Raw genomic sequence first — 456 nt, 5'->3', positions numbered from 1 at the left:
CGGGCCGATGTCATGGCCGTCAATCCCGGCGCAAAGTTCATGATAGAGAATGATGTCGCAGCTGCCCGCATATCGAACCGGCCGCGTCTCGAAGTCGACATGATCATCATTGAGCGTTTTGAACAATGCGGCAGCGGCCGCCATGTCGGCACGATAGGCCGCAATCCACTGTGTTCGGGCAGCGGCCGGGTATCTGCTCTGCTGCCGCCCCCCAAGCCAAGGAGATCGCTCGCTGGCGATGGTCGGGCGCGTCGCAAAGTCAGGGCCAGTGACCGAGATCACGAGATGGAAGGCATCCTCGCGGATCTTCAAGGGATGGCCCATCACCGTGGGCAGCAGCCCATATATGATTTGTTTGGCAATGCGGGGGCCGGCCACGTGGAACTGCCCTGATTGCAACCGCGTGACGGTGCCAAGGGCGCCGATAATATCCAGGACCAATTGATGCACCACGTC

At 60.5% G+C, this 456-nt stretch carries 1 protein-coding gene; it reads right to left on the bottom strand.

Annotated elements, in window-relative coordinates:
• The coding region (locus ACTJJ7_RS28085) for a hypothetical protein (protein ID WP_440969509.1) at positions 1-456 on the bottom strand (456 nt) is incomplete at both ends.

The organism is Phyllobacterium sp. 22229 (assembly GCF_052056495.1).
Classification (GTDB): Bacteria; Pseudomonadota; Alphaproteobacteria; order Rhizobiales; family Rhizobiaceae; genus Phyllobacterium; species Phyllobacterium myrsinacearum.
This window is presented reverse-complemented; position numbering and strand designations above follow the sequence as displayed.